Origin of the sequence: Pseudomonas sp. NPDC088429 (assembly GCF_044753305.1) — a bacterium.
In the GTDB taxonomy this organism is placed as follows: domain Bacteria; phylum Pseudomonadota; class Gammaproteobacteria; order Pseudomonadales; family Pseudomonadaceae; genus Aquipseudomonas; species Aquipseudomonas rustica.
On the sequence record NZ_JBIVMX010000148.1, the window covers coordinates 1 to 2,517 of the forward strand.

1 protein-coding gene and 1 pseudogene are annotated in these 2,517 nt (G+C 58.9%); both read left to right on the plus strand.

Features of this window, described 5'->3' with window-relative positions:
• Positions 1–1,567: pseudogene (locus ACIP66_RS28495) on the plus strand (CTP synthase); the annotation flags it as partial.
• A gap of 4 nt (positions 1,568–1,571) precedes the next feature.
• A complete protein-coding gene (gene kdsA, locus ACIP66_RS28500) occupies positions 1,572–2,417 on the plus strand; it encodes a 3-deoxy-8-phosphooctulonate synthase (protein WP_008081720.1) in 846 nt (281 codons plus the stop codon).
• Positions 2,418–2,517: the final 100 nt, after the last annotated feature.

Sequence of the window (2,517 nt, forward strand, 5' to 3'; positions counted from 1 at the left end):
TTCATTGGCAGCCATCCTGGAGGCGCTGGGACTTTAGGTCACCATGCTGAAGCTGGATCCGTACATCAACGTTGACCCGGGCACCATGAGCCCGTTCCAGCACGGCGAAGTGTTCGTCACCAACGACGGCGCCGAGACCGACCTGGATCTTGTCCACTACGAGCGGTTCATCCGCACGACCATGACCCAGAACAACAACTTCACCACTGGCCGTGTTTACGAACACGTGCTGCGCAAAGAGCGCCGTGGTGATTACCTGGGTGCAACCATCCAGGTGATTCCGCACATCACCGACGAAATCAAGCGCCGCATCATCAAGGGTGCTGGCGACGCTGAGGTGGCGATGGTTGAAATCGGTGGCACCGTCGGTGACATCGAGTCGCAACCGTTCCTCGAAGCGATCCGCCAACTGCGTTTCGAAGTCGGCGCCAAGCGCGCAATGCTGATGCACCTGACTTTGGTGCCGTACATCGCCACTGCCGGCGAGACCAAAACCAAGCCAACCCAGCATTCGGTGAAAGAACTGCGTTCGATCGGCCTGCAGCCAGACGTACTGGTGTGCCGTTCCGATCATCCGATCGACATCTCGTCGCGTCGCAAGATCGCTCAGTTCACCAACGTTGAAGAACGTGCGGTGATCGCGCTGGAAGACGCCGATACCATCTACAAGATCCCGGGGATCCTGCACTCGCAGGGTCTGGACGATTTCGTCGTTGAGCGTTTCGGTCTGCAGTGCGGCAGCGCTGATCTGTCCGAGTGGGAAGCGGTGGTTGACGCCAAGCTGAACCCGGAACACGAAGTGACCATCGCCATGGTCGGCAAGTACATGGAGCTGCTGGACGCCTACAAGTCGCTGATCGAAGCGATGAGTCATGCCGGCATCAGCAACCGCACCAAGGTCAACCTGCGTTACATCGATTCCGAAGACATCGAAAACCAGGGCACCGCGCTGCTCGAAGGTGTCGACGCGATCCTCGTACCGGGCGGCTTCGGTCTGCGCGGCGTGGAAGGCAAGATCACCGCCGTTCAGTACGCTCGTGAGAACAAGGTTCCGTACTTGGGCATCTGTCTCGGCATGCAAGTGGCGGTCATCGAGTTCGCCCGTAACGTGATGGGCTGGAAAGACGCCAACTCCACCGAGTTCGATCGCGCCAGCGGCCACCCGGTTGTGGGTCTGATCACCGAATGGGAAGACGCGACCGGCGCCGTTGAAGTGCGTACCGAAGCGTCCGATCTGGGCGGCACCATGCGCCTCGGCGCTCAGGAATGCCTGCTTGAAGCCGGCTCCAAGGTGCACGACTGCTACGCCAAGGATGTGATCGTCGAGCGTCACCGTCACCGTTACGAAGTGAACAACAAGCTGCTGCCACAACTGATCGAAGCCGGCCTGAAAATCTCCGGTCGCTCGGCTGACGCAGCGCTGGTTGAAGTGGTAGAGGCGGCCGATCACCCATGGTTCGTTGCTTGCCAGTTCCACCCAGAGTTCACCTCGACACCACGCGATGGCCACCCGCTGTTCAGCGGTTTCGTCAAAGCAGCGTTGGCTCAACACCAGAAGAAGGCGTAACCCGATGGCACAGAAGATCATCCGCGTCGGCGACATCGAAATTGCCAACGACAAACCCATGGTGCTGTTCGGCGGCATGAACGTGCTGGAAAGCCGTGACATGGCCATGCAGGTTTGCGAAGAGTACGTAAAGGTCACCGAAAAACTCGGTATCCCTTACGTGTTCAAGGCCAGTTTCGACAAGGCAAACCGGTCTTCTGTGCATTCGTATCGTGGCCCTGGCCTGGAAGAAGGCATGCGCATCTTCCAGGACATCAAACAAGCCTTCGGCGTACCGATCATCACCGACGTCCACGAGCCTGATCAGGCTGCGGTCGTCGCTGAGGTCTGCGACATCATTCAACTGCCGGCCTTCCTGTCGCGCCAGACCGATCTGGTCGTCGCGATGGCCAAGACCAACGCAGTGATCAATATCAAGAAAGCCCAGTTCCTCGCGCCTCAGGAAATGAAACACATCCTGAGCAAGTGCGTGGAAGCGGGTAACGACCAACTGATCCTCTGCGAGCGTGGTTCGAGCTTCGGCTACAACAACCTCGTGGTCGACATGCTCGGCTTCGGCATCATGAAGCAGTTCGAGTATCCGGTTTTCTTCGACGTGACCCACGCGCTGCAAATGCCAGGCGGTCGTTCCGACTCCGCTGGCGGTCGCCGTGCGCAGGTGCTGGATCTGGCCAAGGCGGGCATGAGCCAGTCGCTGGCGGGTCTGTTCCTCGAAGCACATCCGGATCCGGACAACGCCAAATGCGACGGCCCTTGCGCCTTGCGTCTGGACAAACTGGAGCCATTTCTGGCCCAGCTCAAAGCTTTGGACGAACTGGTGAAGAGTTTTCCGACGGTAGAAACCGCGTAACACTCAATTCTCCGGTAAAGTACCGCACGATTTGTCGCACATGCCCTCGGGCATGTGCGTTGTCGTCTGCAAGCTGCCCGCTGCACACCACTTGCCGACG

Bases quoted from the DNA above. Each gene is read 5' to 3' on its own strand.
- kdsA (WP_008081720.1), top strand. From the start codon at position 1,572: ATGGCACAGAAGATCATCCGCGTCGGCGACATCGAAATTGCCAACGAC.